The following is a 23,335-nucleotide window of genomic DNA, read 5'->3' as shown; positions in this document are numbered from 1 at the left end:
TCCATCCAAGGAGATATCAGCAAAAATGGCTGGGAATAACGGCGGCCCATGGGGCGGCGGAGGAGGCTCGGGCGGCGATGACGATCGCGACCGAGGTGACAGAGGAAACGGTCAACGCAGACCTGGTCAGGACGGACCAAGATCTGAAATTGATGACCTGATGAAAAAGGGCCAAGAACAGCTGCGCGTCCTGATGGGCGGTCGCGGTGGTGGCGGCGGTGACCAAGGCGGTCCCGGCGGCGGCGAACCTTTTCCGACACGTATTGTTGTTGGTATTGCTGCAATTGTTGCCGTGATCGGGTGGGCGATGGCTTCATTCTATGTTGTGCGCCCGGAAGAAAGATCAGTTGAATTATTTTTGGGCGAATTCAGCTCAATCGGGCAGCCAGGTCTGAACTTTGCACCCTGGCCTTTGGTGACGGCTGAGGTTATCGCGGTGACCCGTGAAAACACCGAAGATATTGGTGTCGGTAACCAGCGTGGCACCAGTGGCCTGATGCTGACAACGGATGAAAACATTGTTGATATCGACTTCCAGGTCGTCTGGACGATTGATGACCCTTCGATGTTCTTGTTTAACTTGGCTGATGGTCAACAAACGGTGCGTGCGGTGTCTGAATCGGCGATGCGCGAAATTGTGGCGCAATCTGAACTGGCGCCGATTTTGAACCGTGACCGTGAATTGGTTGCTGCAACGGTTCTTGAGTTGATCCAAACGACGCTGGATGGGTATGACAGTGGCATTAACATCGTACGTGTGAACCTTGACCGTGCTGATCCACCCGCCGAGGTGATTGATGCGTTCCGTGAAGTTCAGGCTGCTGAACAGGAACGCGACAGGCTTGAGCGTCAGGCGGATGCCTATGCAAACCGCGTTCTGGCGGGGGCTCGTGGTGAAGCAGCACAGGTTCTGGAAGAAGCATTAGGATATAGTGCACGTGTTGTGAACGAAGCGCAGGGTGAAGCAAGTCGTTTCCTTGCTGTTTTGGAAGAATACGAGCAAGCTCCGGAAGTGACACGAAAGCGTCTTTATCTTGAAACCATGGAGCGTGTTTTTTCAGATGTCGAAAAGGTTATTCTGGATAGTAATTCCGAAGGCGGTCAAGGGGTTGTTCCATATCTGCCCTTGAACGAGTTGCGCCGCAATTCAGCCGCGACAGGGGGAAATTAATATGAATAAGCTTCTTATTTTACTTGGTGTTGTCATCCTTGTTCTTGTCGGTGTCCTATCATCGCTTTTCATTGTTGATGAACGTGAAAAAATTCTGGTACTTCGATTTGGTCAAATTGATCAGGTCCGTGAAGAACCTGGGCTTTATTTCAAGTTTCCTATTGTGGATGAAGTTGTGCGGTATGACGCGCGGATTTTGTCACTGGATACTCAGGCCATCGAAGTTACACCGTCAGACGACCGTCGTCTGGTTGTTGATGCCTTTGCACGTTATCGAATTGATGATGTCAGAAGGTTTCGTCAGGCAACTGGTGTAGGTGGTGAAGCAGCAGCAGCGCGGCGTCTCGAATCAATTTTGACCACACAGACCCGTGCGGTTCTTGGTTCGGATGGCGTGACATCAAACACCATTCTTTCTTCGGATCGTGGAAATCTGATGCTGCGCATTCGCAACGGCGCAGATCTTTTGGCCGATGATCTGGGGCTTGAGGTCGTGGATGTGCGTTTGAAACAAACAAACTTGCCGACGCAAAACCTTGAATCCACATTCGCCAGAATGCGGGCGGAACGCGAACGCGAGGCTGCAGATGAAATCGCGCGCGGTGAAGAAGCTGCGCAGCGGGTTCGTGCGCAAGCAGATCGTACAGTGGTTGAACTTGTATCAGAAGCACGTCGCGAATCTGAAATCACACGCGGTGAGGCTGATGCACAACGAAACAGTATCTTTGCCGAGGCATTTACCCAAGACCCTGATTTCTTTGATTTCTATCGGTCATTGGCTGCCTATGAAAAGGCTTTGCAAGGACGCAACTCAACTATGGTCATTACGCCAGATAGTGAATTCTTCAACTATCTTGACGGAACGGGTCTTGGCGCGCGGACGTCAACCAGTGGCGTTGCAGCAGGGCAATAATGGAAACGATCCTTCTGGCCATAGGGCTGGTATTGATTGTCGAGGGGCTGGTGTACGCACTGGCCCCTTCGCTTATCGAAGACCTTCTTGCGGCATTAAAAAACCTCTCATTGGATCAAAGACGCATGATAGGGGTGCTGTGTTTGGTGATAGGATTATTTTTTGTTTGGACCGCAAAGTATTTTGGTGCTTGAAGCAATTGCAAAACAACTGCGATCCGTTCAATTTATCCTCACACTGACGTGACGCTGATCATGTGCCACTTGGAGAAATGATCAAAGCACCCTAGTTTGTCTGTAAACATAGCGGCGCGATCCGCACAAAGGTTATAAGGAGTTAAAGATTTGAAACCCCAGGCACAGGCATTGAGACAATCGCGCACACTGCCACAGGCATTGACAGTACTTATCCTTGGCTTCGCGATATTGCTGGCACAAGCCTTGTATGCAAATGCACGTGGTGCACCCGAAAGTTTTGCTGATCTGGCTGAACAGATCAGCCCATCCGTTGTGAATATCACAACATCCACGACAGTTGCTGGCAGAACCGGCCCACAAGGCATTGTTCCCGAAGGATCCCCTTTTGAGGATTTCTTTCGTGATCTTCCGACACCAGATGGGTCACCGCGCCGATCTTCCGCGCTTGGGTCTGGGTTCGTAATCTCGGAAGATGGATACATTGTTACAAACAACCATGTCATCGAAGGGGCCGACGAAATTCTGATCGAATTTTTCTCGGGTCAGGAATTACCCGCCGAAGTGATTGGCACAGATAGAAATACCGACATCGCGCTTTTGAAAGTTGAAGCCGATCAACCGTTGCCATTCGTTCCTTTTGGAAACAGCGATTCTGCACGTGTTGGCGATTGGGTCATGGCGATGGGTAATCCGTTGGGCCAAGGGTTTTCTGTGTCAGCTGGTATCGTATCTGCCCGTAACCGCGCCCTTAGCGGGACATATGATGACTACATTCAAACGGATGCTGCGATTAACCGCGGTAACTCAGGCGGGCCACTCTTTAATATGGATGGCGAAGTCATTGGTGTGAACACTGCAATTCTGTCGCCAAACGGTGGATCCATCGGCATTGGTTTCGCGATGAGTTCTGCCGTGGTGACGCGCGTCGTTGATCAACTTCAGGAATTCGGAGAAACGCGCCGTGGCTGGTTGGGTGTGCGCATCCAGGATGTAACACCCGATGTGGCCGAAGCAATGGGCTTGGAAGAAGCGGCCGGCGCATTGATCACAGATGTACCGGATGGTCCTGCAAAGGATGGCGGTATTCTGTCTGGTGATGTCATCGTATCGTTTGATGGCCAAGTCGTCGCCGATACGCGCGAACTGGTGCGCCGTGTCGGGAACACTGATATTGGCAAAAGTGTCCGGGTTGTCGTTTTTCGTGAAGGTCAGACAAAAACGCTGCTTGTCACACTTGGTCGTCGTGAAACCGCCGAGGAAGAAGCAATTCCTGCGGCTGCATCGACCGATGATACACCTGCCGAACCTCAGCAAGAAAATATGCTTGGAATGACTTTGTCGCCAATCACGGAACAGACCCGCGAAGAACTGGATCTTCCTGCAGCTGCAGAAGGTCTGATTGTTAACGATGTCGACGGTCTGTCGGAAGCCTTTGAAAAAGGTCTGCGCGCAGGTGATATTATCACTGAGGCCGGCCAACGCAAAGTCAGCTCAATTGCTGATCTTGAAGCACGGGTTGAAGAAGCAAAGGAAGCTGGACGCAAGTCACTTTTGCTGCTGATCCGACGGTCTGGACAGCCCCGCTTTGTTGCACTGTCCCTTGAGTAACTAATAATAAATCCAAAACACACAGGCAGGCCCTTAACGGGGCCTGCCTTTTTCTTTTCACTGTCTTTGCGTCAAATCAAAGCAATCCTTTTTCGGGGATGCTATCGCACGTGAAATTGACCCAAGGAGAATTCCATGTCCAAGATCGCCGCAAATAGCAAAGCTGATCCAGTTTCGGAAATTGTTGAACCTATTATGCCTGAGCGGTCGCAGGCCCCAACACCCGAGGCCGTTCGAGAAGCATTTGGCTATGGGAAATACCCCTATGACACCAAACTGTCGCGGCGCAGCTATGAGGTGCAAAAGGCCAAGCTTCAGGCAGAATTACTGAAGGTTCAGTTATGGGCGCAGGAAACGGGTCAGAAGTTCGTTCTTTTATTCGAAGGCCGCGATGCGGCTGGCAAGGGCGGAACGATCAAGCGATTTACCGAACATCTTAATCCGCGTGCTGCGCGCGTTGTAGCCCTGAACAAACCTACCGATGAGGAGCGGGGCCAGTGGTATTTTCAACGCTATGTGAACCATCTGCCGACATCGGGCGAAATCGTTCTTTACGACAGATCATGGTACAACCGTGCAGGCGTCGAACGGGTCATGGGATTTTGTGGACCCCAGGAATATCTGGAATTCATGCGCCAAACCCCGGAATTTGAGCGGATGCTGACCCGGTCGGGCATACGGCTTTACAAATACTGGTTTTCCGTCACTCAGGAAGAACAACGCATGCGCTTTGAAAGTCGTGAAACAGATCCGCTGAAACGCTGGAAACTAAGCCCGATTGACAAGGCCAGCCTTGGCAAATGGGATGATTACACCGAAGCGAAGGAAGCGATGTTTTTTTACACAGACACTGCAGATGCCCCATGGACCGTTATTAAATCGAACGATAAAAAACGGGCGCGACTGAATTGTATGATGCATTTTCTGGACAGTCTGGATTACCCCGATAAAAATAAAAGCGTCATCAAAGGGTATGATCCATTGATCGTTGGCCGCGCCAGTCACGTCATCCACGAAGCGGATCATATCCTTGGAACGTCTTTGCACCCCGGGGACCGCAAAACAACCAGCACTTAGATGTTGCAGACACTACAAATCTGCGTCAATCGCGCGCTCATTTGAAAAATTCACTGGTCTGTCCTGTCATGCTTGGCTAAGGAAAAAACGGTTGAATTCTTACAAGAGGCGTCAGATGGCAAAAATTACATATATCGAACATGGCGGAACAGAACATGTGGTTGAGGTCGCAAATGGTCTGACCGTCATGGAAGGCGCCCGTGACAACAATATTCCGGGCATCGAAGCCGATTGCGGTGGGGCCTGTGCCTGTTCAACCTGCCACGTCTATGTTCATCCGGATTGGGTTGGTAAGCTGCCTGATGTCGATGCGATGGAAGAAGATATGCTCGATTTTGCCTATGAACCCAAGCCAGGCCAGTCGCGCCTGACATGCCAGCTTAAGGTCACCGATGCGTTGGATGGTCTTGTTGTTCAAATGCCTGAAAAGCAAATCTGATGCTGTTGCGCAGCTTTGCCATCGCAATTACATGTGCTGGCATGGCGCATGCCGACGTCAAAGATGCGCGCTTTGCAGATCCAACCACACGTTACGGTCATGCTATTCTGGGCGATGATATCGAATATGGTACGCTTGAGATTGATGTAAGCCCACGCATAACAGGCATTGCGAATGAAGCTGTTTTAAAACATGAAACGCGTATTTTCAAATTGCCTTTGAACCATGTGTTCGAAGACATTGCCCCACGTCTTTGGGATGTGACGGGCGATGGCAAGCCCGAAGTTGTGGTGATCGAAACGGATGTGCGTCAGGGCGCACAGTTGGCAATCTATAACGATAAGCGCAAGATTGCGGAGACACCCCATATCGGCCGAACGAACCGCTGGTTGGCGCCGATCGGTGCCGCGGATATGGACGGCGATGGGTACATCGAAATCGCTTATATCGACCGTCCGCATTTGGCTAAAACGCTGCGGGTCTGGCGTTTTAAAAATGGTATGCTGAAGCCCGTCGCGGATAAAGCAGGGCTGACAAATCACCGGATCGGTGAACGCGATATTGCAGGCGGCATTCGTGACTGCGGGGATGGTCCCGAAATGATAACGGCCTCTGCCGATTGGGTATATATTATCGCCACACGCTTTGACGGCGAAACCTTGGCCAGTCGCCGCGTCGGCCAACATTACAGCCGCACTGATTTTGACAAAGCCTTGAAATGTAACTAACCGCTCAGCGGTCCTTGCGGCCCTTTTCGCGCGGAAAACCCGTAAGGGTTTGATAAGCGATTACAAAAAGTCACGAAACCGCGTCCAAAAATAACAGCTATGTGTGAACCATAGTTGTGGCATGATTTTTCACCCAATTTGATGGTAACTTAGAAATACTGGAAAACGGAGAATGCCATGCCTATCACCCGCCGTAATGTGTTGTTGTTTGCAGCTGCAGTTCCAACACTCACAACCATCGCAACAATCGCACACTCTGCGACACCCACCTTTTATGCCGAAGATGGTATTGCCGTGGATGGCACAGACGTCGTGGCCTATTTCACCCAAGGCCAACCTGTTGCCGGCAGTCCTGACCTGACCTACGATTGGATGGGCGCGACGTGGCGCTTTTCGACCGAAGAAAACCGCACCGCTTTTATTGACAACCCTGACTCCTATGCACCCCAATATGGTGGTTATTGCGCTTATGCTGTCAGCGAAGGCTACACTGCTTCAACTGTACCTGATGCATGGACGATTGTGGACGATAAGCTGTATCTTAACTTCTCGCTTCGCGTTCAGCGTCGGTGGTCGCGCGATATTCCGGGCCGGATCGCAAAAGCGGATGCAAACTGGCCATCGGTTCTGAACTAGCCGCGCAATGTGCCGCCCGTGGCTTTGGTCACTTTCTCGACGATCTTGACGCTGACCGCTTCGATATCTTCGTCCTTCAATGTCTTTTCCCGCGGTTGCAGACGCACAGTGATGGCAAGGGATTTCTTGCCTTCGCCCAAAGCACCGCCAATGAATTCGTCAAAGACGCGCACATCTTCGATCAGGCCTTTGTCGGCCCCCGCTGCCGCATTGACCAGCGTCAGTGCCTCAACATCGGCATTAACGACAAAGGCAAAGTCGCGCTCAACCGCCTGCAGGTCTGTTATCTCAAGCGCGGGACGGGTGGCCGATTTTGATCGCGGTAAAGGCACTTCGCCCGGCCAGATCGTAAAGGCCAGTGCAGGGCCTTTCACATCCATTGCGGAAAGGACCTTCGGGTGTAATTCGCCAAAAATGCCCAGCACCTTCTTTGGACCCAGACAAATCATACCGTGCCGCCCCGGATGCCACCATTCCTGCGCCCCGCGCAAAATCTGCACCTTGGCGGGCGCACCGATGGCACTTAGAACCGCATCGGCGTCAGCCTTGACGTCGTAAACATCAACAGGACGCGCGCTGCCGTGCACGTCTTTGGGGCCGGTGCTGCCGATCAGCAGACCCGTGACCAGCAGATGCTGTTCATCGGGCTCACCCCCGTGGAAGGCCGGGCCGACCTCGAACAATGCCAGATCCATGAAACCCCGCGCCTGATTGCGCGCCGCGGCCTGCAGTAAGCCCGGCAGCAGTGCGGGGCGCATATGACTCATTTCAGAGCTGATTGGGTTCGCCAGCATCGTTGCATCATCGCCACCACTGAACAGCTCGGCCGAGGCTTTGTCGATAAAGCTATAGGTGACGCATTCGTTATATCCCAAAGCCGCACAGGTCCGCCGCGCGGCCTGTTCGCGCCGCTGCATGGGCGTCAGTACGGGTTTCGGCACGCCCACCTGCGCACGAGCTAACGGTTTGCCCTGTAGCTTGGTCAGCGATGCAATCCGCGCGACCTCTTCGACCAAGTCCGCTTCACCCATCACATCGGGGCGCCAGGTCGGCACATGGGCCATGTCGCCGTCAAGCCAGAACCCAAGCCGTTCAAGTGTGGCGCGCTGGTCTTCAGCGGGAATATCCATACCCACCAGCGACTGCACACGATCCGTATCCAGCTTATATGCGCGTGACACATCCGGGATTTCACCCGCGATAACCACGTCCGAGGCTTCGCCCCCACATAGATCAAGGATCATCCGCGTGGCATGTTCCAGCCCGTGGGGCGTCCAGGCCGGATCGATACCGCGCTCAAACCGGTAGCGCGCATCACTGTTGATCTTCAGCGCACGACCCGTCAGCGCCGTCCGCACCGGATCAAAGTAGGCGGCTTCAAGAAAGACATTTACGGTTTCTTCAGTGCAACCTGTGGGCAAACCACCCATGACACCTGCGATACTTTCAATACCGCTATCGTCTGAGATCAGCGTCATGTCGGGCTGGAATGTATACTCTTTCTCATCCAGACCAACCAGCGTTTCGCCCCCTTTTGCGCGGTGCACACGTAGGTTCCCCTGAACCTTGTCAGCATCAAAAACATGCAAAGGGCGATTGCGATCATAGGTAAAGAAATTCGTAATATCGACCAGCGCACTGATGGGGCGCAAACCGATGGCGCGCAGAATATCCTGCAGCCACTGCGGGCTGGGGCCATTTTTCACACCGCGAATGACGCGGCCATAGAACACAGGACAGGCTTCGCGCGTGTCATAATCAATCGTCACCGCGATCGGGCAAGGAAATTGGCCCTCAACTGGCTCAAGATCACGCGGCTTCATCGTCCCCAATCCACGCGCGGCCAGATCCAGCGCGATCCCCCGCACCCCAAGCGCATCGGGGCGGTTGGGCGTAATCGCAATCTCGATCACCGGATCAACCTTGGCTGGTTCGTTCGCGGCCAGCCAATTGGCAAAGCTTTCGCCAACCGCGCCACTGGGCAGTTCGATGATACCGTCGTGTTCATCCGACAGCTCCATCTCACGCTCACTGGCCATCATGCCAAAACTTTCGATCCCACGGATTTTGCCCACACCAATGGTTGTATCGATCCCCGGCACATAGACACCGGGCTTGGCCACCACCACTGTGATCCCTTCGCGCGCATTCGGCGCACCGCAAATGATCTGCTTCACGCCTTCATCCGTTTCCACCTGACACACCCGCAGCCGATCCGCATCGGGGTGCTTTTCAGCACTCAGCACCTTGCCGATGGTAAAATCCTTCAGCTTAGCAGTCGGATCCAAGACCTCTTCAACCTCAAGCCCAAGATCGGTCAACGCATACAGGATATCATCAAGCGAAGCGTCCGTCTCAAGATGATCTTTTAGCCAGGAAAGTGTGAATTTCATGTCCGTCTGCCCTTTGGTTCGCCGGCCGTGTTACATCAAGCGGCAGGGATACGAAAGCCCCGATACGGATCAGATCGGGCGCATCCCATCCTTTAACCAGGCGGCAAACTCGGCCTCGGTCTTTTGGCCAGATGCCAGATCTTCCATCATACGAACACCGGTAACGGGATCGGGGCGAAACGCATAGCCGTTCAACCGCAGAAAGGTCACCGCGGTCACAAACGCAGTCCTCTTATTGCCATCAACAAATGCATGCGCTTTGGCAATGCCAAACGCATAGGCCGCTGCAATATCCGCCAATCCTGCATCTGAACATGCAGACAGGTTCATGGCCTGGCTGGCCCCCATCTCAATCAATGCCCTATCGCGCAGGCCGGACGCCCCACCATGGCGGGCGATTTGTCTGTCGTGGATAACAATGATTGCGGCCAGCGGAACCCAGACAGGCGCGCTCAAGCCAAGGCCTGAAGCAGATCGCGGTTCTCATCCATCACAATCTCGGCCGCGGCTAGGGCTTCGGCCACAGACGGATCATGTGCCATGATTTTCAGACTGCCGTCATCGCCACGCACAACGAACAGGGTGTCGCCCTCTTTCGCGTCCAGCATCGCCAGCATTTCGGTTGACAGGGTCATCACGGCCGAGTTTCCGACTTTTCTGATTTTGGTTTCGATCATGTGCAAACCTTTTGTATATTTAAATGTATATACGATGGATTAAAGTAAATTGCAATTAGCAGGCCATTCATCATCACATCAACATGGTGAAAACAGGGTTGAGGTCTGGAAAGCAATTACGACTTAGAGCCTTTTTCGATCATCTTTGCCGTCTTTATCGCCTTTTCATGATTTAGTTTAATCTGATTACGAGCATCTAGTTTCTCAGAAACGGCCCTCATTATGGCGAAATAAGCAGCAGCCAAAAGAGATGAAAAAATAATAGTGTAAACTATGGCTAAAAACGCTGAAATGTTCATGAAAAAGATAAATAAAATAATGAAACCGATAAACAGAAGTACAAAAAACGTAGCCATGAGCGCCAAATTCGCCTTCGCTTTTTCATAAACCCAATTGTAGATAAATGCGACTAATGCGGAAAATTCATACATGGCAGGCTTATAACAAACATCACGTTTTCATGGCTTTTCAGAAGGAATATCCACAATACTCTTGATAAGCGACCCTTTTGTCGAAAAATCAGCATACAGAACTGCAGCAATCAGACAGAGCAGAGCGATCGCTAGCCATCGCAATCGGAATAGCTGATAAAGTACCTTTGATGTTGGTGTCGCTTCCAGACTATCAACTTTGCGAACCTGCCAATTACCACCCGTTTCAATTGTTTCATAGGTCGCTTGTGATACCGAAACGGCTGTCATAGACCCCAAAAGCACTGCAAAGCCAAACAACCACAATGCAGGCGACGCATCTGTGTTCCATGCATATATTTCGGCCAACAACGCGATGATCAAAAGTCGCGATAAGAACCATAGGATGGGTTTTGCCATGCGGGTCTTACTCCGCCCCGGATATCATCGCATCAACACCCACCAGCATCGACATGGTGAAAAACAGGACCGAGGTTAAAACCGTCTGCATGATCACACGGTTGAAATAATGGACCTGTTTGATCGCCTCGATCTGCAGGGCGTGGTCGTGGGTCACGGCTTCCATTTCAAACACATGACGCAGTTGCGGCGCGGGTTCGTAGATCAGGCAGCGCAGCAGGTATAGGATCGAGATTGAGATCGTCGTGACCTGCGCGAACATAAGCAGAAGCGCGACCCAGGTTTGTGATAGCGAAAAGATAAAGGCCGAGGCCGCAAGGATAATCGCCAGCACCGCTAAAAGGGCCGAGGATTTGGCGTCAATCTCAGCCATTATTGTCCGCGCTTCGCCCACGTCCATATCCCCAATACCGACCGAGGCTTCGGCATTGATGCACACCGGCCCAACCGTCATCGACTGCGCCGAGGGGAGGAGCGTGCGGTCCATCAGGCGGACCATGGCGGGGAGGGAGAATTTGGCGATCATTTAGTAGATCAACACTATATCAGATGCTCTTTGACTTTTGCTTATGGAGTTAAGCAAGCAACACAGAAGAATAGATTTCATTCTTTCTTCCCAGCTTTGCTAGAAGCAATTGCTTCGATAATTGAGGGTGCAAATGATTCTAATTGCTCTACACTTAACCGCTCATCGATTTTGCCCTGATATTCTCTTCTCTCACCACCCCAATCGTAGAATACTGCACAGTTCTTATTTGTCAGTGCCTGCGCATGTTCGGGAGACACTTGAATCGAACAGGAACCCAACTCAATATCATTGCTATCACCGATAAGACGAGCAACAACGTCAATTTTTAGCTTGCCCGCCTTAAGAATAAAAGATTTGTCGTCCGCAGCCATAAGGAAATGATGTTCGCCAGCGATACCCTCAGGGCTAACATATAGTCCGCTCCCGCGATTTAGGCCGGAACGATTACCAAAAACCCATATTGGAAATGATTGTATAGTTTCACCATTACGGACACGTACAAATATTGTCTCAAGAACGCGGCCAGTTCTAGCAGTCGAGTAAAGAAGGAAGTTAAGCTTAATTTTTGGCTCGCCTTCGAAATTTGGCCCGTCAGGGCCAATGAAGACTTGGGTGGGTCGAGACATTAGTACAGTCCCACGTCGAACTTGCGTAGTCCAAAAAGTCCAACCAGACATTGCTAGTGCGATGCCTGACAGGACCAGTGAGATTACCTCTCCGCTCAACCACTCAATCCCCCATGCAGCGTTGGCTGATCCAGGCTGCTGAAGCCGTAGTGCCTCAGCCAGCGCAGGTCGCTGTCAAAGAACGCGCGCAGGTCGGGGATGCCGTATTTCAGCATCGCGATCCGGTCGATGCCCATGCCAAAGGCAAAGCCCTGCCATTCATTGGGGTCGATATTCCCCGCCTGCAGGACCTTGGGGTGGACCATGCCGGACCCAAGGATCTCCATCCAATCGTCGCCCTCGCCAATTTTCAACTGGCCGCCGTCCCAGGAACAGCGGATGTCGACCTCGGCTGACGGTTCGGTGAAGGGAAAGTGACTGGCGCGGAAGCGCAGTTCGACGTTATCCACTTCGAAAAACGCGCGGCAGAATTCCTCAAGCACCCATTTCAGGTTGGCCATGCTGATGTCTTTGTCGATCGCTAACCCCTCGACCTGATGGAACATCGGCGTGTGGGTCTGGTCGTAATCCGCACGGTACACACGGCCCGGGCAGATGATGCGCAGGGGCGCGCCCTGATCTTGCATACTGCGAATTTGCACGGGGCTGGTGTGCGTGCGCAGAACGTGTGGCGGGCGGTTGTCGCCGTCGGCCCGGTGCATATAGAACGTGTCCATTTCGGCCCGCGCGGGGTGGTGGCCGGGGATGTTCAGCGCATCAAAGTTGTACCAATCAGATTCGATCTGCGGGCCCTCGGCAACGGCAAAGCCCATATCGGCGAAAATCACCGTGGCTTCTTCCCACACCTGGCTGATCGGGTGGATCGTGCCCTGACGGCGGGGGCGGCCCGGCAGCGTGACATCCAGCCATTCGGTGCGCAAACGTTCATCCAGTGCGGCGTCGGCCAGCCCTGCTTTCTTGGCAGCCAATGCGCTGTTGATTTCGTCCTTCAGCGCGTTCAGCTTGGGGCCAACTGTCTGACGTTCCTCAGCGGTCATCTTGCCCAACTCGCGCATTTTCAGGCTGATCTCGCCCTTTTTGCCAACGGCTTGCACCCGCAGATCTTCCAGTGCGGCTTCATCCGCGGCGCCGGAAATGGCGGTTAGATACTTGTCCCTCAGATCGTCCATCGGACCCCTCCAATATGCGTTGCTGTCCTGCTACCTATAGGACCATCTGAATTCAAGGGCTGCTCGTCGGACCCGGTGCGGGCCCTTCTCGCGAAGAAAGCCCGTCCGGGCTTGATGAGCGCCCTGCAAAGAAAAAGCCGCGATACCCGAGGGCACGCGGCTTTTGACTTCAAAACTCTGTACCGAGTTTACGCCAGCGCGGCTTTTGCCTGATCAACGATGGCGCCAAACGCTTCGGGTTCATGCACAGCCAGATCGGCCAGCACTTTGCGATCAACTTCGATCCCGGCCAAGGCCAGACCGTTGATAAAGCGCGAATATGTCAGTGCTTCGTCGTGGGATCGGACGGCGGCATTGATCCGTTGGATCCACAGTGCGCGGAAGGTGCGCTTGCGATTCTTGCGATCGCGTGTTGCGTATTGATTAGCTTTGTCGACAGCCTGACGCGCCACCTTAAAGGTGTTCTTGCGGCGGCCATAATAGCCTTTCGCAGCATCAGTGACTTTCTTATGACGGGCGTGGGTTGTGGTTCCACCTTTGGTACGTGACATGCTGGATCCCCCTTAGCGCGAATATGGCATCATCGACTTGACGATTTTCTCGTCAGGGGCCGATAGAATGGTTGTCCCGCGCGCGTCGCGGATAAATTTGGTGGATCGCTTGATCATACCGTGGCGTTTACCGGCCTGACCTGCTTTGACACGGCCCTTGGCCGTCACTTTGAACCGCTTTTTGCAGCTCGATTTTGTCTTCATCTTGGGCATTTCCGTCTCCTGTTATTCAAACGGTTCAAGTGCGATTCGGCATGCCACATTGGCCGCTCACACGGGATTAAGATGCGCCGTATAGGACGGCGTGTCGGTCGAGGCAAGTAAAATCGTTATTCCGGATCGGTGCGATAGATCAACCGTTCTTCGCACGGGGCCACGCGCAGAATATTGGTTGTGCCGGGCACATTGAATGGAACACCTGCGGTGACGACGATCTGATCCTGCTCGGTCGCGAAGCCTTCGGTGCGGGCCGCGCGTGCGGCGGATACGACGGCCATTTTAAAACGTTCCACTTCGCCAGTCATGACGCAATTCGTCCCCCACGTCAGACACAAGCGCCGTGCGGTTCCCTTAAGTGATGTCAGCGCAATGATTGGAACACGCGGACGTTCACGGGCGGTCAGGGCCGCTGTTGTACCAGATTGTGTGAAACAGCAGATTGCCTTAATATCGGTTGTTTCGGCAATTTCGCGGGCGGCTGCAACAATGCCATCTGCCACGCTGGTCCGATTGGCGCTGCGCGACGCTTCGATAATCTCACGATAGATCGGATCGCTTTCAACCTCGGCTGCGACGTTGTTCATTGTGGTTACGGCTTCAACCGGAAAGCTGCCAGCAGCGGATTCCGCTGACAACATGATCGCATCGGCGCCTTCGTAAATCGCTGTGGCCACATCACTGACTTCCGCACGGGTCGGCATCGGACTGTCGATCATACTTTCCAGCATCTGGGTCGCGACAATCACAGGCTTTGCGGCCGCACGGCATTTGCGCACCAGCTGTTTTTGGATGGGCGGCACGTTTTGCACGGGCAGCTCAACACCCAGATCGCCCCGGGCGACCATAATCCCGTCGCTGGCTTTCAGAATTTCGTCAAAGGCTTTCACGCCTGCCGGTTTTTCGATCTTGGATAGAATTGCCGCCCGGCCATTGGCCAGTTCGCGCGCCTGTTCGACGTCTTCGACACGCTGCACAAAGGACAAAGCCAGCCAATCAACACCAAGCTGGCAGACAAATTCCAGATCTTTCAAATCTTTCTTCGACAAAGCGGCCAACGGCAAAACCACATCAGGTACGTTCACACCCTTACGGTTTGAAATCGTCCCGCCCGCGATCACTTCGCAATTGGCAAAATCCTTGCCACAATCTTTGACCTTCAGGCGAATTTTACCATCGTTGACCAACAGCGACGCGCCCGGTTCAAGGGCCGCGAAAATTTCAGGATGTGGCAGGGTGACACGGTCCAGCGTTCCTTCGGCATCATCCAGGTCCAGCCGGAAAGACGCGCCAACCTCAAGTTCTTCGCTGCCATTGGCAAAGGTGCCAACACGCAGCTTTGGCCCCTGAAGATCGGCCAGAATAGCGATGGGGCTGTTCAGATCCTTTTCCACCTGCCGGATAATCTGATGACGCACGCGGATTTCTTCGTGATCGCCATGGCTCATGTTCAGACGAAACACATCTGCACCCGCTTCATGAAGGGCACGGATCATTTCGTAATCATTTGAAGCCGGGCCCAAAGTTGCCACGATTTTAACATTGCGCAGGCGTCTCATGTCTAACCATCCCCTATTGCCATTGTTTTTGGCTTTGTTATCGCTATCAGTCCTATCCGTCTTATTACGTATTTCCTATTTGGTCTCAACTGTCCTATTGGAACAAAACCAAAATTTACGAGACGATGAATGATTGACGCACCTTATCATATCTTGGGCAAAGATCGACCGGGCCGCTGGTTGGTCACATGTGATCATGCCACAAACCGTGTACCGGAAACGGTAAATGGCGGCACACTTGGATTGTCGGACGCAGATATGGAACGTCACATCGCCTATGATGTGGGGGCTGCGGGTGTCACGCGCGAATTGGCACGGCTTTTGAACAGCCCCGCTGTTTTATCTGATTTTTCGCGTCTGGTGATTGATCCGAACCGTGGTGAAGATGACCCTACGCTGTTGATGAAGATCTATGACGGCACGATCATCCCGGGCAACCGTCATGCGGATGCGGTCGAAATCGAACATCGTCTGGCGGCATACTATCGCCCCTATCATGCGGCTTTGTCCGAAATGTGTGAGCGGCGCGATGATGTGGTGATCGTATCGGTGCATTCGTTCACGCCCGCGCTGAACGGCCACGGGATGCGACCTTGGCAGGTGGGCATTCTTTACGCCCATGATAATCGTTTGGCCCGCCCGCTGATTGCACGATTGAATGAAGAAGCGGATCTGTGTGTGGGCGATAACGAACCCTATGCCGGGCACCTGCCAGGTGACGCTATCGATAAACACGCATTGGCCCACAACCGTCCGAACGCCTTGATAGAATTACGCAACGATCTGATCAAATCGGATGATGCGCAAAAAGCCTGGGCTGCCCGTTTGGCCCCGATGCTTGAACATGCGCTGTCTGCGGCACAAATATAGATCAAAGGAGCCACTGATATGGATGACCAAACCCGCATTGAACTGGAAGCCGCCGCGTTTCGCCGCTTGCGTGACCATCTTGCCGAACGTACGGATGTGCAAAACATCGACATGATGAACCTGACCGGCTTTTGCCGCAATTGCCTTAGCCGTTGGTATCAGGAAGCCGCGAATGAACGCGGGATTGAGATGTCGAAAGAAGAAGGGCGCGCTGCTTTTTATGGCATGCCGTTCGATGAATGGCGTGACAAATATCAGACCGAAGCCAGCCCCAAAGCGGCCGCTGCATTCAAGGAAAGCCACAGCTGATCGGCGTGTTTTGACCTAGCGTCGGTTTAAATCCTTGCCTCAAACCGCAAAACCGAAAAGGATCACCCCACCCAGGCAATGGATTGGGGGTTTCCCGATCCTGGACATAAGTCAGGCGAGGTGGTGATGGAACTTTTTATATTAGGGTTTGCTTTTATTGCATTGGTTCTTGGCGTGCTGATCTATTGGCGCAGTAAATCTGATGCGGTTGATCTGACAGCACCTGCAGATATCACTGTACCCATCGCCCCTGTAAATGACCCACTGCCTGAATTGGATAAAAGCGAAGAAAGCTTTATCGACTCTGTGCTGCAGCAAGCGAATTCGGATGATCCATCCCTTAATACCCGCAAGGAAGAACCACTTTATGCAATCGTGGCGCGTGACCCCAATGATGATGCGGTGATGATCGACAATTACAGCCCGTCGCGCGATGGACGGCTTAGCGTGATGACCAGCCTAAAGGGCGATCTGGCCACCAATATAACCGATACTGGCGACACACTTTTGTTTGTGGGTAAGAAAAACATCGCCATCTTGCGCGGTTTTCCCTTTTTTGAAATCGAAAAAATCCATTTCCAGCGCATCGAAAATGACGCTGATTTTGGCGAAGCGGACAAGGCCGGTATTCTGCTTGATACCGATACTGCTGGAAATAGCACAACCAAGATGATGGTGATCGATGATTTTGATCCCAGCGTCGAAAAGCTTGAGCTGGACACAGAAGGCGATCACACAACCTGGACCGCCGTTGACCGTGCCGACGGAAGTGGTGCAAATCTGATCTATGCAGGGCGTGTTGTCGCCATTCTGAAGGGCGTTGCAGCGCAACAGCTTAGCCGTCGGAACGTTGTGATCGGCTAGATCTGAACTATCTCAAATAAATGCCCGATTTTGGGCGACCTGCATGATCGGGCCACGTTATAGTGACCTTATGATGTTTGATTTGCCAAAAGACGATGTTCTCTATCAAGCCCTTTTGACGCGCGACAGCGCATATGACGGGCGTGCCTATGTGGGTGTCACCTCGACCGGGATATTCTGTCGCTTGACGTGTCCTGCCCGCAAACCCAAACCTGAAAACTGCCGGTTTTTCGAAACCGTGTCAGAGTGTATGGAGGCCGGCTTTCGCCCCTGTAAGCGGTGCCACCCGGTGAAAACAGCCGCGCAATCAGACCCCACGGTACAGGTATTGCTGGCCAAGCTTGATAAAGATCTGTCGCGCCGCTGGACCGAAGATGACATCCAGCGCCTTAACCTTGATCCATCGACCGTGCGACGTGCGTTCAAACGGTCCTTTGGCATCACGTTTCTTGAAATGGCACGTCTGACCCGGTTGCGCTCAGGATTTGAAACGCTTGCCACGGGCGGCCGTGTGATCGACGCGCAACTGGATGCCGGGTTCGCATCCCCCAGTGCGTTCCGCGCGGCTTTTGGCAAACTGCTTGGGCAAGCCCCGGGGCGGTTTTCGGGGGAACCAGTTTTGAAAGCCGATTGGATCGAAACGCCGCTTGGATCAATGATTGTGGTCAGCGACAAATCCGCGATCCACCTGCTTGAATTTGCAGATCGCAAGGCGTTGCCCCGTGAATTGAAGGCGCTTGCCAAGATGTGTCACGGCAAACTGGGGTTTGGCCGCAACGCGCCTGTCGATCTTCTTGAAGCCCAGCTTCAGGCTTTTTTTGCCGGAACCTGTGCCGATTTCACCGTTCCGTTGGCTTTGCATGGCGGGGAATTTGCGAAAAAGGTTTGGGGCGAACTTCGCAATATCCCGGCTGGCGAAACACGCAGCTATGGGCAGCTTGCCAAATCCATCGGGCAACCAACGGCGTCACGGGCTGTCGCGCGCGCAAACGGCGCCAACCAGATCGCGCTGGTTATCCCGTGTCATCGCGTGATCGGCGCAGATGGATCCCTGACCGGCTATGGCGGTGGTCTGTGGCGCAAACAGCAACTGATCGAACTTGAAGCCAAATACGCGCGGTTGGGTGTTAGCAGCTAAACACGGCTGACCATCAGCATTTCACTCAGACATCGAACCGTTTGCAAATCGTACCTTCCAGTGTTCGATACGTACGAAAACCCATGGCTTCATAGTATGCCAGCCCTTCTGAATTTGTTGCGCCTATTGACGCATCAATGTGCGATAATCCAGCTTCGTCTGCTGCTTTTCGGGTCATATCAAAAAGTGCGCGACCCACGCCGCGCCGAGCAGCGGAAGGCTTTGTGTGGGTACCAATAATACCCCACCCCGGTTCGACGCCCCATTGGTTGCCCTCTTTCGCTTTTTTTAAAGACTGAAATCCCAAGATTACTCCTTCGTCCTCAGCCACTGAACAGCAGATTTTGTCTGGATCGTTGATATAGTTCGCTAGCACGAAGGCCTCGTCATCGGGTCTTGTTCTCTTTCCTGACGCAGTCAATTCCCGAAGAAACGAGCTCATTTGTTCCACATCTTCGGGAATACCGTCCCTTACGATCATTGTTGTTTTCTCCAATCTGCCTCCGTAATGATGTATTGGAACATTGGTGAAAACAAGAACACAAACTTGACCGCGTCACCAAAACTGCCCATCGACTGACGCGCAAACTCTGCCTCAAGCCTTCTGCATGGCGTTCCCAAACGTTATTATCCGCCAACTGCTTCCCATCTGCTGCCTTTGACAACCTTCATATCATGAACGAGCACTATGAAACTGGATTGATTATTCGCGCTGACACCGCCAAGCTGCCATTGCCGCTGACCCAAACAGCGCTTGATCAGTATCGGGCTGCCGCGGATGCGGGATTGGGGCATGAAGACGATGCGGCGATTACAAAGCTAATCGCATCCAGCGCAGGTTTGCGCTTGCCGGTTGATACGTAAATCCAAGCACGCTTTCCCTAACAGCTTATTTTGTTGAAAAACTCTTCCTTGATCGGATCCCTGACCACTCGAGCTTTTCCAAGAACCGGCACGGTCGTTTCCGGGACAGCGATCTGTTGCGCCATGTGTTCGAGACAACCGTGGCGCGCTGCATCGCGGAAGGTCTGGTCAGCGGCCAGCGCATGGCCATTGATGCGAGTTTGATCGAGGCGGACGCGAACAAACAGCTTTCTGCCTCGAAGGAAGAATGGGACGCCGGTCGGATTGATGTCGGTGCCGCACCCCGCGCGGTGCGCGAGTATCTCGGCACGCTGGATGAGCCTTTGAAACGCCATTGGTCCGAGAGACAATGACGAACGCATTCGTTGCCTATTCCGACAACTACCTGATCGACACCGACCACGGCGTCCTTGTTGATGTGGAAAGCGACCCGCTCAATCCGACAAGCCGAGGTCGGGTCGACCAAGACGATGCTGAACCGCGTTAAAGAGAGGTTCGATTTGTATAAAACGACAGCCACCAAAGAGAAATTCTCAGAACGTCATTTCGCCCCTGCCCGCAAACGCCCCTTAATCCGGCGCCAGCATATAGCCTGCGCCGCGGACGGTTTGCAGATAGCGAGGCTGTTTGGGGTCGGCTTCCAGTTTGCGGCGCAGCCGGGTGATTTGCACATCCACGGCGCGTTCCTGGGCCTGGCCTTTGTCGCGGCCCAGATCCTCGACCAGTTTTGAACGGCTGACCGCTTCGCCGGGACAGGCCGAAAAAATCCGCATCAGCTGAATTTCGGTGGCCGTCAGGCGCACCAGATCCTCGCCCTGCCATAATTCGCCGCGTTCAATATCATAGCGGATCTGGCCCAAATGCAGCACCTTGGGCAGAATATCGGCTTTGTCTGATGCCGGAACGCGTCGCAAGATCGCGTTGATCCGTAACAACAGCTCTTTCGGCTCGAACGGTTTGGGCAGGTAATCATCGGCACCCGCCTCAAGCCCTGCGATCCTGTCTTCGGTTTCGCCCTTGGCCGTTAGCAGTAAAATCGGTGTCGTCACCGTTTCGCGCAGTGACCGGGTCAGGCTGATACCATCTTCACCGGGCATCATCACATCCATCACGATCAGATCAAATTCCAACCCGCTTAACACCCGCCGCGCATGGGCGGCATCGCGTGCGGTGCTGACCAGAAAATCCTGACGCATCAGGAACTTTTGCAGCAGCCCGCGAATGCGTTCATCGTCGTCAACAATCAAAAGATGCGCGTCATCCATACTCATACGGTTTTATCCTTCATCGCAAGATAATGTTTGCGCATATCACTGTCCATCATGGCCTCAAGCACCTGTCGAAATCCTTGTACAGCATCCGGTCCTGCCGCGCGATAGGCCGCGCGCATCCGGGTGCGTTGGGCAGCGCTCAGCTCGCGCTCAAGTGCTTCGCCCGTTTCGGTTAGATACAGATGCCTTTCCCTTTTGTCTTTCTTTCCCACCCGACTTTCGACCAGACCATCTTCTATCAAACTGCGCAAAACACGATTAAGCGATTGCTTTGTAACCCCAAGAATGGCCAGCAGGTTGTTCACTGTGGTGCCCGGTGCGCGGTGAATGAAATGTACCGCCCGATGATGCGCACGGCCATAAGATTTTTCCGAAAGAATGCGATCCGGGTCCGCCGTGAAGCCACGATAGGCGAAAAACATCGCCTCGATCCCCTTGCGCAATTGCTCATCTGTCAGGAAAAGCAGGCTTTCGCCACCGTTGTGTCCCGTGGGATCAGCCATGGTATCCTCTTTTTAATTTTTAGGCACTTTATGTCAGTGTTGTTGACATTCCAAGAATCAATTGATAGCGATCATCAGATTTTGCGCAATAATATGTCCGAAACGGACGTATTTTGTGAAATAAATGCAAAGGGTAGGAGGCAGCAATGTCAGGATACGACAACCGGGACGGCAAAATATGGATGGATGGCCAACTGATCGATTGGCGCGATGCGAATGTGCATATCCTGACCCACGCGATGCACTATGCCTCAAGCGTGTTCGAAGGGGAACGGGCTTATAACGGTAAAATCTTCGAATCCCGCAAGCATTCCGAACGGCTGAAAGCATCGGCCAATATGATCGACTTCGATATCCCCTGGACCGTCGATGAAATCGAAGCCGCCAAGATGCAAGTCCTAGCCGCCAACAATCTGACCGACGCTTATGTCCGTGCCGTTGCATGGCGTGGTGTGGGCGAAGATATGGGTGTCGCATCTGCGCGCAACCCCGTGCGCATGGCCATCGCGACATGGGAATGGGGTGCATACTATGGTGACGCCAAAATGCGCGGTGCCAAGCTGGACATCAGCAAATGGAAACGCCCCAGCCCTGAAACCATCCCGTCACATGCCAAGGCCGCCGGGCTTTACATGATATGTACCATGTCCAAACATGCCGCCGAAGCCAAGGGATGTTCCGACGCCATGATGTTTGACTATCGCGGCTATGTCGCCGAAGCGACGGGGGCCAATATCTTTTTCGTCAAAGATGGTGAAGTGCACACGCCTGACCCTGATTGCTTTCTGAACGGGATCACCCGCCAGACCGTCATCGGTATGCTGCGCGACCGCCAGATCAAGGTTCACGAACGTCACATCATGCCCGAAGAACTGGAAAGCTTTGAGCAATGCTGGCTGACCGGTACTGCGGCCGAGGTCACGCCAGTGGGCCAGATCGGCGATTATAACTTTGACGTCGGCGCCCTGACCCGTGATATTGCCGAAGGCTATGAAAAGCTGGTCCGCCTTTAAAACCAAAGACTCGGCCGTGTACCCACCCACTGGTCGGATCGCCACACCGTGACAGAAAAATGCATGGTCTGGCAAACCTTTGGCCGCGCCCTATGTACCTATGTCTGCCACTGCAAATGTGGCATGCAAAACAGTAGTTCCATATGTACCAAGACCATGTTCACCCCATCGACGCCGTTGTAACCTGGGTTGATGGAAACGATCCGGCCCATCGTGCCAAGCGCGATATATACATGGGTCAGGCCCAAACGCCGCTTCATGAAAATGCCATTAACCCACATCGTTGGGCGTGCAATGATGAAATCCTGTATTGTCTGCAATCCATCGAAAACCACGCACCTTGGATCCGCACAATCTGGATCGTCATCGACACCGACATCCCCGATCTGTCCCGCCTGTCCGACAGTTTGCGCGCCAAGGTTAAATTCTCGTTTCACCGCGATATTTTCGCGGGCTTTGACAGCGTGCTACCGACCTTCAACTCGCTTGCGATCGAAAGCATGATCTGGCGAATTGATGGGTTAAGCGATCGGTTTTTGTATTTCAACGATGATGTTTTTCTGACGGCCCCCCTGTCCCCGACCGATGTCTTTCGTGGTTCAAAACCTGTTTTGCGTGGCAAATGGGTGGATTACAGCGACATAGATCGCAACGCCAACCTGCGCCGTGATCCCGCGAAATTCAATCACTTCATGCAAATCAAGGCAGCACGTCTTATGGGCTTTGATGCAAACCGGCTTTTCGCAACTGCCCATGTGGTCCACCCCATGGTGCGGTCTGTCATGGCGCAGCTATTTGATCAGTACCGCGATGCTTTCATCGCCAATATTAGCCACCGGTTTCGCGATCTTGGCCAGTTTCTGCCGCAGGGTCTGCACAACCACGCATGCATTGCCAACCAAAGCGCAATCATCGAAAAAGCGATGGATCATCTGCACATCAAAAGCGGTCAGGGCACTGATGGCGCGACCGAAGAAACCCGGACCGTTTTGCAAGGCGTTGCCGATGCCGGGATTAAGTTTTTATGCATCAATGATCTGCCCCAGCTTGAGGATGCAATTCCCGAAGCCCGCGAATGGATTTCCACCGCCATCGGTGCCACGCCGGATCGGCCCTGTCAGCCGGATACCTAAAATGTTTAAAATGCACATTTTAGGTAAATTTGGGAAAATACCCCGGTTTTA

General features: G+C 53.2%; 29 protein-coding genes and 1 pseudogene. 16 read left to right on the top strand and 14 right to left on the bottom strand.

Features of this window, described 5'->3' with window-relative positions; genetic code table 11:
• The first annotated feature begins 25 nt into the window (after positions 1-25).
• From hflK to HRQ87_RS09500, 8 genes are all read left to right on the top strand, one after another.
• Complete coding sequence (hflK, locus tag HRQ87_RS09535; protein ID WP_174137655.1) at positions 26-1,171, top strand: FtsH protease activity modulator HflK; 1,146 nt, start codon at positions 26-28, stop codon at positions 1,169-1,171.
• A gap of 1 nt (position 1,172) precedes the next feature.
• Positions 1,173-2,084 carry a protease modulator HflC gene (gene hflC, locus HRQ87_RS09530; RefSeq protein WP_174137653.1) on the top strand — a complete coding sequence of 304 codons (912 nt, stop codon included), beginning with the start codon at positions 1,173-1,175 and terminating at the stop codon, positions 2,082-2,084.
• On the top strand, positions 2,084-2,278 hold the full coding sequence (locus tag HRQ87_RS09525) for a DUF2065 domain-containing protein (RefSeq protein ID WP_174137651.1): 195 nt from the start codon (positions 2,084-2,086) through the stop codon (positions 2,276-2,278). Before hflC ends, HRQ87_RS09525 begins: the two co-directional genes overlap by 1 nt.
• A 150-nt stretch (positions 2,279-2,428) precedes the next feature.
• Complete coding sequence (locus tag HRQ87_RS09520) at positions 2,429-3,889, top strand: Do family serine endopeptidase (RefSeq protein ID WP_174137649.1); 1,461 nt, start codon at positions 2,429-2,431, stop codon at positions 3,887-3,889.
• 195 nt (positions 3,890-4,084) lie between these two features.
• Positions 4,085-4,966, top strand: a complete 882-nt coding sequence (ppk2, locus tag HRQ87_RS09515; RefSeq protein WP_246252022.1) for a polyphosphate kinase 2 — start codon at positions 4,085-4,087, stop codon at positions 4,964-4,966.
• 115 nt (positions 4,967-5,081) lie between these two features.
• Positions 5,082-5,405 carry a 2Fe-2S iron-sulfur cluster-binding protein gene (locus HRQ87_RS09510; protein WP_174137644.1) on the top strand — a complete coding sequence of 108 codons (324 nt, stop codon included), beginning with the start codon at positions 5,082-5,084 and terminating at the stop codon, positions 5,403-5,405.
• Positions 5,405-6,133 (top strand): FG-GAP repeat domain-containing protein, encoded by a 729-nt coding sequence (locus tag HRQ87_RS09505; RefSeq protein ID WP_174137642.1) that lies wholly within the window; start codon positions 5,405-5,407, stop codon positions 6,131-6,133. Before HRQ87_RS09510 ends, HRQ87_RS09505 begins: the two co-directional genes overlap by 1 nt.
• 177 nt (positions 6,134-6,310) lie before the next feature.
• On the top strand, positions 6,311-6,769 hold the full coding sequence (locus HRQ87_RS09500; RefSeq protein ID WP_174137640.1) for a YHS domain-containing (seleno)protein: 459 nt from the start codon (positions 6,311-6,313) through the stop codon (positions 6,767-6,769).
• Here the strand turns inward: HRQ87_RS09500 and pheT are convergent.
• The 11 genes from pheT to pyk all read right to left on the bottom strand — a co-directional run bounded on the left by pheT (position 6,766) and on the right by pyk (position 15,319).
• On the bottom strand, positions 6,766-9,162 hold the full coding sequence (pheT, locus tag HRQ87_RS09495; protein ID WP_174137638.1) for a phenylalanine--tRNA ligase subunit beta: 2,397 nt from the start codon (positions 9,160-9,162) through the stop codon (positions 6,766-6,768). The genes HRQ87_RS09500 and pheT overlap by 4 nt on opposite strands.
• 69 nt (positions 9,163-9,231) lie before the next feature.
• Positions 9,232-9,618 (bottom strand): type II toxin-antitoxin system death-on-curing family toxin, encoded by a 387-nt coding sequence (locus tag HRQ87_RS09490; RefSeq protein ID WP_174137636.1) that lies wholly within the window; start codon positions 9,616-9,618, stop codon positions 9,232-9,234.
• Complete coding sequence (locus tag HRQ87_RS09485) at positions 9,615-9,839, bottom strand: AbrB/MazE/SpoVT family DNA-binding domain-containing protein (RefSeq protein WP_174137634.1); 225 nt, start codon at positions 9,837-9,839, stop codon at positions 9,615-9,617. The genes HRQ87_RS09490 and HRQ87_RS09485 overlap by 4 nt, the downstream gene beginning before the upstream one ends.
• 116 nt (positions 9,840-9,955) lie before the next feature.
• Entirely contained in the window at positions 9,956-10,270 is a 315-nt protein-coding gene (locus tag HRQ87_RS09480; RefSeq protein WP_174137632.1) for a hypothetical protein, read from the bottom strand.
• 27 nt (positions 10,271-10,297) lie between these two features.
• Positions 10,298-10,669, bottom strand: a complete 372-nt coding sequence (locus HRQ87_RS09475; RefSeq protein WP_174137630.1) for a hypothetical protein — start codon at positions 10,667-10,669, stop codon at positions 10,298-10,300.
• A 7-nt stretch (positions 10,670-10,676) separates the two neighbouring features.
• A complete protein-coding gene (locus HRQ87_RS09470) occupies positions 10,677-11,195 on the bottom strand; it encodes a hypothetical protein (RefSeq protein ID WP_174137628.1) in 519 nt (172 codons plus the stop codon).
• A gap of 77 nt (positions 11,196-11,272) precedes the next feature.
• Positions 11,273-11,824, bottom strand: coding sequence for a hypothetical protein (locus HRQ87_RS09465; RefSeq protein ID WP_174137626.1), 552 nt, complete (start codon positions 11,822-11,824; stop codon positions 11,273-11,275).
• A 95-nt stretch (positions 11,825-11,919) separates the two neighbouring features.
• Positions 11,920-12,993: a phenylalanine--tRNA ligase subunit alpha gene (pheS, locus tag HRQ87_RS09460; RefSeq protein ID WP_174137624.1), complete on the bottom strand. Its 1,074-nt coding sequence runs from the start codon at positions 12,991-12,993 to the stop codon at positions 11,920-11,922.
• 188 nt (positions 12,994-13,181) lie between these two features.
• The gene (gene rplT / locus HRQ87_RS09455) at positions 13,182-13,544 is read right to left on the bottom strand and encodes a 50S ribosomal protein L20 (protein WP_174137622.1); all 363 of its coding nucleotides are present in this window, start codon (positions 13,542-13,544) and stop codon (positions 13,182-13,184) included.
• Positions 13,545-13,556: 12 nt separating this feature from the next.
• On the bottom strand, positions 13,557-13,757 hold the full coding sequence (gene rpmI / locus HRQ87_RS09450) for a 50S ribosomal protein L35 (protein WP_174137620.1): 201 nt from the start codon (positions 13,755-13,757) through the stop codon (positions 13,557-13,559).
• A 116-nt stretch (positions 13,758-13,873) separates the two neighbouring features.
• The gene (gene pyk / locus HRQ87_RS09445; RefSeq protein ID WP_174137618.1) at positions 13,874-15,319 is read right to left on the bottom strand and encodes a pyruvate kinase; all 1,446 of its coding nucleotides are present in this window, start codon (positions 15,317-15,319) and stop codon (positions 13,874-13,876) included.
• A gap of 129 nt (positions 15,320-15,448) precedes the next feature.
• Here pyk and HRQ87_RS09440 point away from each other — a divergent pair, with 129 nt between their 5' ends.
• From HRQ87_RS09440 to HRQ87_RS09425, 4 genes are all read left to right on the top strand, one after another.
• A complete protein-coding gene (locus HRQ87_RS09440) occupies positions 15,449-16,189 on the top strand; it encodes an N-formylglutamate amidohydrolase (RefSeq protein WP_174137616.1) in 741 nt (246 codons plus the stop codon).
• A gap of 18 nt (positions 16,190-16,207) precedes the next feature.
• Positions 16,208-16,498, top strand: coding sequence for a DUF1244 domain-containing protein (locus tag HRQ87_RS09435; RefSeq protein WP_174137614.1), 291 nt, complete (start codon positions 16,208-16,210; stop codon positions 16,496-16,498).
• Positions 16,499-16,624: 126 nt separating this feature from the next.
• Positions 16,625-17,362, top strand: a complete 738-nt coding sequence (locus tag HRQ87_RS09430) for a hypothetical protein (RefSeq protein ID WP_174137612.1) — start codon at positions 16,625-16,627, stop codon at positions 17,360-17,362.
• Between the two features lie 70 nt (positions 17,363-17,432).
• A complete protein-coding gene (locus tag HRQ87_RS09425; RefSeq protein WP_174137787.1) occupies positions 17,433-18,500 on the top strand; it encodes a bifunctional transcriptional activator/DNA repair enzyme AdaA in 1,068 nt (355 codons plus the stop codon).
• Positions 18,501-18,525: 25 nt separating this feature from the next.
• Here the strand turns inward: HRQ87_RS09425 and HRQ87_RS09420 are convergent, their stop codons facing one another.
• Positions 18,526-18,996, bottom strand: a complete 471-nt coding sequence (locus tag HRQ87_RS09420) for a GNAT family N-acetyltransferase (protein ID WP_246251976.1) — start codon at positions 18,994-18,996, stop codon at positions 18,526-18,528.
• Between the two features lie 179 nt (positions 18,997-19,175).
• Here HRQ87_RS09420 and HRQ87_RS09415 point away from each other — a divergent pair, with 179 nt between their 5' ends.
• Entirely contained in the window at positions 19,176-19,364 is a 189-nt protein-coding gene (locus tag HRQ87_RS09415) for a hypothetical protein (RefSeq protein WP_174137610.1), read from the top strand.
• Positions 19,365-19,420: 56 nt separating this feature from the next.
• Positions 19,421-19,870, top strand: a pseudogene (locus HRQ87_RS09410) (IS5/IS1182 family transposase); the annotation flags it as partial.
• 63 nt (positions 19,871-19,933) lie between these two features.
• On the opposite strand, the gene HRQ87_RS09405 reads toward HRQ87_RS09410, so the two are convergent.
• Together HRQ87_RS09405 and HRQ87_RS09400 are read right to left on the bottom strand one after the other, a co-directional pair.
• Positions 19,934-20,635, bottom strand: coding sequence for a response regulator (locus HRQ87_RS09405; RefSeq protein WP_174137608.1), 702 nt, complete (start codon positions 20,633-20,635; stop codon positions 19,934-19,936).
• Positions 20,632-21,138, bottom strand: a complete 507-nt coding sequence (locus HRQ87_RS09400; protein ID WP_174137606.1) for a MarR family winged helix-turn-helix transcriptional regulator — start codon at positions 21,136-21,138, stop codon at positions 20,632-20,634. Before HRQ87_RS09400 ends, HRQ87_RS09405 begins: the two co-directional genes overlap by 4 nt.
• A gap of 146 nt (positions 21,139-21,284) precedes the next feature.
• Between HRQ87_RS09400 and HRQ87_RS09395 the strand changes: the two genes are divergently transcribed.
• Together HRQ87_RS09395 and HRQ87_RS09390 are read left to right on the top strand one after the other, a co-directional pair.
• Positions 21,285-22,151: a branched-chain amino acid aminotransferase gene (locus HRQ87_RS09395; RefSeq protein WP_174137604.1), complete on the top strand. Its 867-nt coding sequence runs from the start codon at positions 21,285-21,287 to the stop codon at positions 22,149-22,151.
• A 143-nt stretch (positions 22,152-22,294) separates the two neighbouring features.
• Positions 22,295-23,284 (top strand): Stealth CR1 domain-containing protein, encoded by a 990-nt coding sequence (locus HRQ87_RS09390; RefSeq protein ID WP_174137602.1) that lies wholly within the window; start codon positions 22,295-22,297, stop codon positions 23,282-23,284.
• The last annotated feature ends 51 nt before the right edge of the window (positions 23,285-23,335 follow it).

Origin of the sequence: Parasulfitobacter algicola, assembly GCF_013315265.1 — a bacterium.
Classification (GTDB): domain Bacteria; phylum Pseudomonadota; class Alphaproteobacteria; order Rhodobacterales; family Rhodobacteraceae; genus Parasulfitobacter; species Parasulfitobacter algicola.
Note: the sequence above shows the minus strand (reverse complement) of the source record. Positions and strands in the feature narration are given on the sequence as shown.

Excerpts from the sequence above, each read along its gene's own strand:
- hflK (WP_174137655.1), top strand. The coding sequence starts at position 26 with ATGGCTGGGAATAACGGCGGCCCATGGGGCGGCGGAGGAGGCTCGGGC.
- hflC (WP_174137653.1), top strand. The coding sequence starts at position 1,173 with ATGAATAAGCTTCTTATTTTACTTGGTGTTGTCATCCTTGTTCTTGTC.
- HRQ87_RS09525 (WP_174137651.1), top strand. The coding sequence starts at position 2,084 with ATGGAAACGATCCTTCTGGCCATAGGGCTGGTATTGATTGTCGAGGGG.
- ppk2 (WP_246252022.1), top strand. The coding sequence starts at position 4,085 with ATGCCTGAGCGGTCGCAGGCCCCAACACCCGAGGCCGTTCGAGAAGCA.
- HRQ87_RS09510 (WP_174137644.1), top strand. The coding sequence starts at position 5,082 with ATGGCAAAAATTACATATATCGAACATGGCGGAACAGAACATGTGGTT.
- HRQ87_RS09505 (WP_174137642.1), top strand. The coding sequence starts at position 5,405 with ATGCTGTTGCGCAGCTTTGCCATCGCAATTACATGTGCTGGCATGGCG.
- HRQ87_RS09500 (WP_174137640.1), top strand. The coding sequence starts at position 6,311 with ATGCCTATCACCCGCCGTAATGTGTTGTTGTTTGCAGCTGCAGTTCCA.
- pheT (WP_174137638.1), bottom strand. The coding sequence starts at position 9,162 with ATGAAATTCACACTTTCCTGGCTAAAAGATCATCTTGAGACGGACGCT.
- HRQ87_RS09485 (WP_174137634.1), bottom strand. The coding sequence starts at position 9,839 with ATGATCGAAACCAAAATCAGAAAAGTCGGAAACTCGGCCGTGATGACC.
- HRQ87_RS09480 (WP_174137632.1), bottom strand. The coding sequence starts at position 10,270 with ATGTATGAATTTTCCGCATTAGTCGCATTTATCTACAATTGGGTTTAT.
- HRQ87_RS09475 (WP_174137630.1), bottom strand. The coding sequence starts at position 10,669 with ATGGCAAAACCCATCCTATGGTTCTTATCGCGACTTTTGATCATCGCG.
- HRQ87_RS09470 (WP_174137628.1), bottom strand. The coding sequence starts at position 11,195 with ATGATCGCCAAATTCTCCCTCCCCGCCATGGTCCGCCTGATGGACCGC.
- HRQ87_RS09465 (WP_174137626.1), bottom strand. The coding sequence starts at position 11,824 with ATGTCTCGACCCACCCAAGTCTTCATTGGCCCTGACGGGCCAAATTTC.
- pheS (WP_174137624.1), bottom strand. The coding sequence starts at position 12,993 with ATGGACGATCTGAGGGACAAGTATCTAACCGCCATTTCCGGCGCCGCG.
- rplT (WP_174137622.1), bottom strand. The coding sequence starts at position 13,544 with ATGTCACGTACCAAAGGTGGAACCACAACCCACGCCCGTCATAAGAAA.
- rpmI (WP_174137620.1), bottom strand. The coding sequence starts at position 13,757 with ATGCCCAAGATGAAGACAAAATCGAGCTGCAAAAAGCGGTTCAAAGTG.
- pyk (WP_174137618.1), bottom strand. The coding sequence starts at position 15,319 with ATGAGACGCCTGCGCAATGTTAAAATCGTGGCAACTTTGGGCCCGGCT.
- HRQ87_RS09440 (WP_174137616.1), top strand. The coding sequence starts at position 15,449 with ATGATTGACGCACCTTATCATATCTTGGGCAAAGATCGACCGGGCCGC.
- HRQ87_RS09435 (WP_174137614.1), top strand. The coding sequence starts at position 16,208 with ATGGATGACCAAACCCGCATTGAACTGGAAGCCGCCGCGTTTCGCCGC.
- HRQ87_RS09430 (WP_174137612.1), top strand. The coding sequence starts at position 16,625 with ATGGAACTTTTTATATTAGGGTTTGCTTTTATTGCATTGGTTCTTGGC.
- HRQ87_RS09425 (WP_174137787.1), top strand. The coding sequence starts at position 17,433 with ATGATGTTTGATTTGCCAAAAGACGATGTTCTCTATCAAGCCCTTTTG.
- HRQ87_RS09415 (WP_174137610.1), top strand. The coding sequence starts at position 19,176 with ATGAACGAGCACTATGAAACTGGATTGATTATTCGCGCTGACACCGCC.
- HRQ87_RS09405 (WP_174137608.1), bottom strand. The coding sequence starts at position 20,635 with ATGAGTATGGATGACGCGCATCTTTTGATTGTTGACGACGATGAACGC.
- HRQ87_RS09400 (WP_174137606.1), bottom strand. The coding sequence starts at position 21,138 with ATGGCTGATCCCACGGGACACAACGGTGGCGAAAGCCTGCTTTTCCTG.
- HRQ87_RS09395 (WP_174137604.1), top strand. The coding sequence starts at position 21,285 with ATGTCAGGATACGACAACCGGGACGGCAAAATATGGATGGATGGCCAA.
- HRQ87_RS09390 (WP_174137602.1), top strand. The coding sequence starts at position 22,295 with ATGTACCAAGACCATGTTCACCCCATCGACGCCGTTGTAACCTGGGTT.